The sequence below is a fragment of the Arthrobacter sp. P1_D12 genome (assembly GCF_056406175.1).
Map to the genome: position 1 here is coordinate 515,565 of NZ_JBFUAR010000001.1, position 6,179 is coordinate 521,743.

5 protein-coding genes and 1 pseudogene are annotated in these 6,179 nt (G+C 67.4%); 1 reads left to right on the top strand and 5 read right to left on the bottom strand.

The window, feature by feature from the left end; all coding sequences use genetic code 11:
- Window positions 1-45 precede the first annotated feature (45 nt).
- Window positions 46-354, bottom strand: coding sequence for a hypothetical protein (locus tag AC1DZV_RS02365; protein ID WP_476949752.1), 309 nt, complete (start codon window positions 352-354; stop codon window positions 46-48).
- Window positions 355-533: 179 nt separating this feature from the next.
- Between AC1DZV_RS02365 and AC1DZV_RS02370 the strand changes: the two genes are divergently transcribed.
- Window positions 534-1,385 carry an alpha/beta hydrolase gene (locus AC1DZV_RS02370; protein WP_476952837.1) on the top strand — a complete coding sequence of 284 codons (852 nt, stop codon included), beginning with the start codon at window positions 534-536 and terminating at the stop codon, window positions 1,383-1,385.
- Between the two features lie 34 nt (window positions 1,386-1,419).
- Here AC1DZV_RS02370 and AC1DZV_RS02375 read toward each other — a convergent pair whose 3' ends face one another.
- The 4 genes and pseudogenes from AC1DZV_RS02375 to AC1DZV_RS02390 form a co-directional block, all read right to left on the bottom strand.
- Window positions 1,420-2,505: a DUF3616 domain-containing protein gene (locus AC1DZV_RS02375; RefSeq protein WP_476952827.1), complete on the bottom strand. Its 1,086-nt coding sequence runs from the start codon at window positions 2,503-2,505 to the stop codon at window positions 1,420-1,422.
- 37 nt (window positions 2,506-2,542) lie between these two features.
- Window positions 2,543-4,507 (bottom strand): aconitate hydratase, encoded by a 1,965-nt coding sequence (locus AC1DZV_RS02380; protein ID WP_476952828.1) that lies wholly within the window; start codon window positions 4,505-4,507, stop codon window positions 2,543-2,545.
- A 123-nt stretch (window positions 4,508-4,630) separates the two neighbouring features.
- Entirely contained in the window at window positions 4,631-5,692 is a 1,062-nt protein-coding gene (locus AC1DZV_RS02385) for a hypothetical protein (protein WP_476949755.1), read from the bottom strand.
- A gap of 178 nt (window positions 5,693-5,870) precedes the next feature.
- Window positions 5,871-6,179: pseudogene (locus AC1DZV_RS02390) on the bottom strand (3-oxoadipyl-CoA thiolase); the annotation flags it as partial.

Consider the following 6,179-nt stretch of genomic DNA (forward strand, 5'->3'; position numbering starts at 1 on the left):
CTTCGGGAACACCACCCTGCCGGAGCGCAAGCGGGTCCCGAAGTACTATCGGGGCGCGGAGTCGTCGCGCGCCGGCCGCACTGACCCGGCGTCGGGGTCCATCGCCACGAGTCCGGTGTCGTCCTTCACCTCCGTCATCTCCTGCGCGACGTCAGGCTTAAGCCAGGACGCCACCACGCTGACGCCGCCTCCCTCGTCGCGGTCGATCGCGACGTCGATCTCGGAGGCGGCCGCCCCCATGCGCGAGAGCTGCTCGCGGTATGACGCGACCAGCATCTCCAGGCTTTCCTCGGTCCACTCCCCCGGCCGCATCCGCGTTGAAATTTCGACCGGTTCAGGCTGATAGAGCGTCATGAAAGTCCTTCCTCTGGGTTCGATCAGGGGTGAGCACGACCCCATTCTGGCCCCCCTGCGCCGGTGTGCGCCAGAGCAGGGCCGGGACACCATGGCTCCGGGGCGTTCCGAAGCGAACGCACAGGTGGCAGACTTTGTCTACCGGAGCTGTAGCCATAAGGAGGATCCCGGTGTCCGAGATGGTTGAGGCCCTTTTGCATGACGGCACGGCAATACCCGTCCTGGTGAGCGGTGACGGCCGGGCGCTCCTCATCCCTGCCAATGTGAAGCCGCGGTCCGGGCCGGAAGCCCAGACGATGCGGGAGTGGGGCGCGGACCCGGACCTCGGGCCCCATCTGGTGTCGGGCCTCGCGCAGTCCTATCGGGTAATCGCGGCCGACTACGAGGGGCACCGGATGGCGCACCCTGCGCCCGATACCCTCACCCCGGAGAACGTCACCGCCGACTTGCTGGCTATCGCTGATGCGGCACGCGCCGAGACCTTCGGATACTACGGCTATTCGTGGCTGGGCCTGTGCGGTTTGCAGTTGGCGATCCGCACAAACCGGCTCTGGGCGCTCATCGTGGGCGGATTCCCGCCGCGCGAGGGCCCGTACAAGAGCATGTTGGCGGTGACGCGGGCGGCCCACTCGGCGGCGGCCAGGTCCCCGGAACAATCGCCGGAGGTGAACCTCCCGGTCAAACCCGGCGACTGGGATGCCGCCACGATACAGACCAACGAGACACAGACCCGCCAGTTCCTCACGCTGTACGAAGCGCTCCAGGACTTCGACGATTCAACTATTGGCCTGGCGCCGGATCTGCCCCGGCTGGCGTTCGCGGGCGCCGCCGATCACATCGCTTACGGACCCCGCTGGGGGGACGTGACGGTGCGGATCGGCGAACCGCTGGCTGCCCATGAGCGCGAGCTCATCGAGGCCGGGTGGGATGTGCAAGTACTCCCCACACTCGATCACCTGGGTGCGATGCACAGTGACGTCGTCGTTCCTCTCCTGCGGGCCTGGCTGGGAAAAGTGGGCCGGCAGCAGTAGGAACACCTCCCCGGGACCGTCGCGGCGCCGGTTCCTACGCGCTGAGGCGGAAGACGTCGGCTTTGATCGCGTGGCGTCCGGCCTTGCGCTTGCCCGACGGCGTCCCATACAACACCAAGGCCGACCGATCGTCGTCGAGAACGGTGATCCCCTCGGCATGGTCCTCGTCCTCGCCGAATGGCGCGTCAAATTCGCAATGCAAGTCGTCTTTCGGCAGGACGGCCTCGGCCTGCGACGTCAGCGCGCCCCGCCAGCGAAACACGGCCGCGCGCCCGTCGAGTTCCATGGTGGGTCCTGCCAGGACGAGCAGGTCCTGTCCGTGCCGGCACAGATCCCGCACGCCCAAACCATGCAGGCGAAGGAAATGCTTGCGGTAGCGACGATTCCCGGGACCGATCGCCTGCGGCTCCAAGCCGGGCCCGCCACCAACCTGGAGCTCTATGATCATCGCCCACCCACGCAGCACCGGCCCGCGCAGACCGATGAACACCCGGTCGCCCGCTACGGCGAGGCCCTCGCAGTCAATGCCGTTGTCCTTGCCCGGGATCGGGCGACCGGTCGTCGAGGACTGGATGAAGCTACCAAGATGTGGGTCATCGGCCAGCAGATCCACCAGGTCCGTGCCCCGGCCGAGGCCCAGCACGGCGGGGCGCTGCTGCTGCCCCGTCCGGGGGCCGCCCGGATCGAGGAGGTCCTTAGTCGAAAGCCGGGCCAACACCCGACGGCGCTGGCTGACCTCCACTGTCGCCAGGGAATCCTGCGCTTCTGCGGGCGTGGCGTTGTTCTTGACCTGTTTGCGGGCCGAGCTGTGCGATCCAAGCAGCCACAGCGTGTCGTCCTCGACATCGAGGCCCTCGATGTCCATCTCACCCTTGTCCCCGGGCAGCTCAAGGAGGTGGGTGAGATCGAAGCTGCGGTGGGTGCGGGCCTGGTCGCCGGCCTCCAGGGTGAGCCGTTCGAGGCTGGTCGTCTCGTCATTGGCGACCCAAAGGTGGGAACCCTGCCGGGCGACCGCGGACAACCCGTCGCGCAGGTCAGCCTTCGGATCCAGGGTGCTGCGCTGGTCGAGTACGAGGCTGATTTCGCCGGAGGGCTCGTCCGGCCGTGGCCATCCGCTCACCGCGGCACACCCATCCTCGTCAGCGGTGATCGGCAGCTCATTCCCGCGCTCTCCGTTCGCGCAGCCAAGGGATGAGGCCACCTGCCAGGAGCATGTCCACCTGACGGCTGGAGAGACTGTGCCGCACGGGGTAGACCTCGCCGCGGGTCCGGTTCTCCACGAGGATCTCCTTGCCTGTGAGCAGGGCGTCGTGTATCCCTGTCAGCGCGAGCACATCGTCCTGTTCGATGCGGTCATGATCGGCCGCATTTGTGAACTCGACTGCGAGGACGCCGAAATTGGCCAGGTTCTGCCAGTGGATCCGCGCGAACGAGACGGCCACCACTGCGCGCAGCCCGAGGAAGCGCGGGGTGATAGCGGCGTGTTCCCGTGAGGAGCCCTGACCGTAGTTCGTGCCGCCGACCAGGATGTGGCCGGTGGAGTCGCGGGTACGGGCGGCGCGGTCGGCATAGGTGGGGTCGAGCTGGTCGAAGGTGAATTCGGCGAGTTTGGGGATGTTGCTGCGGTAGGGCAGAACGCGGGCACCGGCTGGCAGTATCTCGTCCGTCGAGACATCGTTGCCCACCACCAAGGCCACTGGTGCCTCGATGCGGTCGGCGAGTGGGCCGAAGACCGGAAGCGAGGAGATGTTTTCGCCCTTGACCAGTGCTACTTTGCCGGCTTCTTCCGGCGCCAACGGCTCCTCGAGCATTGCCACGTTCACGCTCGACACCGCGGGAAGTTCGATCTCGGGGTACTCAAGGTCGAAGAGCTCCGCCAGGTCCCGCGGGTCGGTGATAATTCCGGTGAGCGCAGCAGCCGCGGCCGTCTCCGGTGAGCACAGGTAGACCGAGTCCTCCTTCGTGCCCGAACGGCCGGGAAAGTTGCGGGGCATTGTGCGCAGGCTGTTGCTTCCGTTCGCGGGGGCCTGTCCCATCCCGATGCAGCCCATGCATCCGGTCTGGTGCAGCCGGGCTCCGGCGCGTATCAGATCAAACGTGGCCCCCATCCTGGTGAGGTCCTGCAGGATCTGCCGGGAACTCGGGTTGACGTCGAAGGACAGTCCCGGGTGGCACTGCCGTCCCTTCGTGATGGCGGCGACAATTGCGAAGTCGCGCAGGCCCGGGTTCGCAGAGGACCCAATCACGACCTGCGCCACCGGCCTGCCAGTGACCTCCCGCACCGGAACGACGTTGCCGGGTGAGCTGGGCAGGGCGATGAGCGGCTCGATCGTGGCCAGGTCGATCTCGTCGGTCACGTCGTAGGTGGCACCGGAATCGGCGAGGAGTTCGGTGAAATCGTCCTCGCGCTGTTCGGAGCGCAGGAAGGCCCGGACCTGGTCATCGGCCGGGAAGACCGTGCTCGTCGCACCGAGTTCGGCGCCCATATTGGCAATCACGTGCCGGTCCATCGCGCTCAGCGTGGCGAGGCCGGGACCGTAGTACTCGATGATCCGGTCCTTGCCGCCCTTCACGCCGTGCCGGCGAAGCATTTCGAGGATGACGTCCTTGGCACTGGTCCATGGTGGCAGCTTGCCGGTAAGCCGCACGCCCCAGATCTCCGGCATCTTCAGGTAGAGCGGCTCGCCCGCGATGGCCAGGGCTACCTCGGTGCCGCCGACCCCGATTGCCAGCATCCCCAGCGACCCAGCGGCCGGGGTGTGACTGTCGGAACCGACCATGGTCGTGCCCGGACGGCCAAACCGCTGCATGTGGGTCGGATGGGACACCCCGTTTCCGGCCTTCGAGAACCACAGACCAAACCGGCGGCAGGCCGAGCGGAGAAAATCATGGTCCTCAGCGTTCCTGCTGTCGGCCTGCAACAAGTTGTGGTCCACGTACTGCACGGACACTTCAGTTTGTGCCCGGTCGAGCCCGATGGCCTCCAGTTCAAGCATGACCAGCGTCCCGGTCGCGTCCTGGGTGAGGGTCTGATCGATATGCAGGCCAATCTCACGGCCGGGAATCATCTCCCCGGCCACCAGATGGGATGCGATGAGCTTTTGGGCCACGTTGTAGGCCACGGTGGGTTCCTTACTCCATGGCGAGGCCGGATGCCTCAGCCGGCAACGAGCCGGGCACCGGGCGCTCCCCTATATCCCCAAATTAGCCCACTCCGGGCGCCGGGAACAGTGGGGATTTGACGCTCATCGTGGAGCTGCCGGCCCCGGGACGCTCCTGGTGTTCAACGAGCTGAGGAAAGCGAGGGCCGCTGCCAGTCCCGCACTCAGCACGACGGCTCCCAGCCACATCGACACTGGCCATTGAATCGATGCCGCCAGGGCGATCCCAGCCAGTTGGCCGGTCCAGATGAGTGCCGCCAGCACGGCGGTGACCGCCGGCAACCTGCGCCTCAACCACGGGCCCGGCCGTCGGGCAAGCAGCAGATCCGCCGCTGCCGCGATGATCGTGGCTCCTGCCGCACCGGCGACCGCGGCCGGGCGCAGCCCCGACATGGCCAGCGGCAGCCACGCCACCACGGCGACCAGGATGGTGGCAATACCGAAAGGCGGCCTTCGGGCTCCGGAGAAGGTGTAGAGGAAGGGTGCGATAATCAGCGCTGTCGTCACCAAATAGCTGGCCAGTCCGAGGGCCGGGGGCAGCTCCGCCTGGGTGTGCCCGGGGCTCCCGATCGGCGTCTGTAGATAGGGGACGGCCGGCGGGGTCCGGACGAACGCCGAGCAGTAAATGAGGAAGAAGGCTCCCAGGCCCGTCATCAGGGCGAGCGACAACAGCGCAGGCGGCGTCCAGTTGAAGGCCTCTGCGCCGGCGGCGGCCCGTGCGCTGCGGATACCGGTGCCGAGGATAAGGAAGAGGCTGAACCCCAGCAGCAGGTGGGTGGGGCTCACCAGCGCATCGAGGGAGACTTCGATGCCCAGGATCTCGTGCCAGGCCAGATCCAGGACACCCGCGACGGCGAACAGGACCAGTCCGATGACCGTGCCCCGGTAGCCGGCCGGCACCGACCGGGTCAATGGCCGCCCGGGCTGGCGGTTCCTCCAGATCACGCTTGCCGTCCACGCGGCGGTGGCCACGAGGCCCGAATAGAGTGCCGCGTGCCAGGGGGTGAAGAAGGTTTCCAGCCCGGGAACGTGCAGGTGGGCCCAGCCGTCCAGGAACACAGCCAGGAGGAGCCAGATGCCCAGCAGTTGCGTCACAAGGTCGTTGCGCGCCCCGGCCCGAAGAGTCTGCGCTGCCGTGTCAACCATCGTCACTCTCCTCGCACCCGCAGTGCCGTCACCCTCGCCGTGCTATCACCCTGGCCGTGCAGTCCAGGGAGCCGGGACGCCCACACTTGGCCTGCGTCGAATGGTTAAAGCTTGGACCTCCCGGTGTCCGACCGCCAGTGCTGCATTCCCTCAGCCCGTCACTGGTTGTGCCGACGGGTTATGCCTGCGCGGTGGTGACGTTTTCGAGCACGACGGCGAGGCCCTGGCCGACGCCGATGCAGATCGCGGCGACGCCCCAGCGCTGCCCGGAGGCCTGCAGGGACCGGGCCAGGGTGCCCAGGATACGGCCGCCGGAGGCGCCGAGCGGGTGGCCCATGGCGATCGCGCCGCCGTGCCGGTTCACGATTCCCGCGTCGATGCCCCAGGCGTTGATGCAGGCCAGGGACTGCGCGGCGAACGCCTCGTTCAGTTCGACGGCGCCGACCTGGTCCCAGCCGATGCCGGCCTTGGCGAGGGCCTTGTTCGC

Excerpts from the sequence above, each read along its gene's own strand:
- AC1DZV_RS02365 (WP_476949752.1), bottom strand. The coding sequence starts at position 354 with ATGACGCTCTATCAGCCTGAACCGGTCGAAATTTCAACGCGGATGCGG.
- AC1DZV_RS02370 (WP_476952837.1), top strand. The coding sequence starts at position 534 with ATGGTTGAGGCCCTTTTGCATGACGGCACGGCAATACCCGTCCTGGTG.
- AC1DZV_RS02385 (WP_476949755.1), bottom strand. The coding sequence starts at position 5,692 with ATGGTTGACACGGCAGCGCAGACTCTTCGGGCCGGGGCGCGCAACGAC.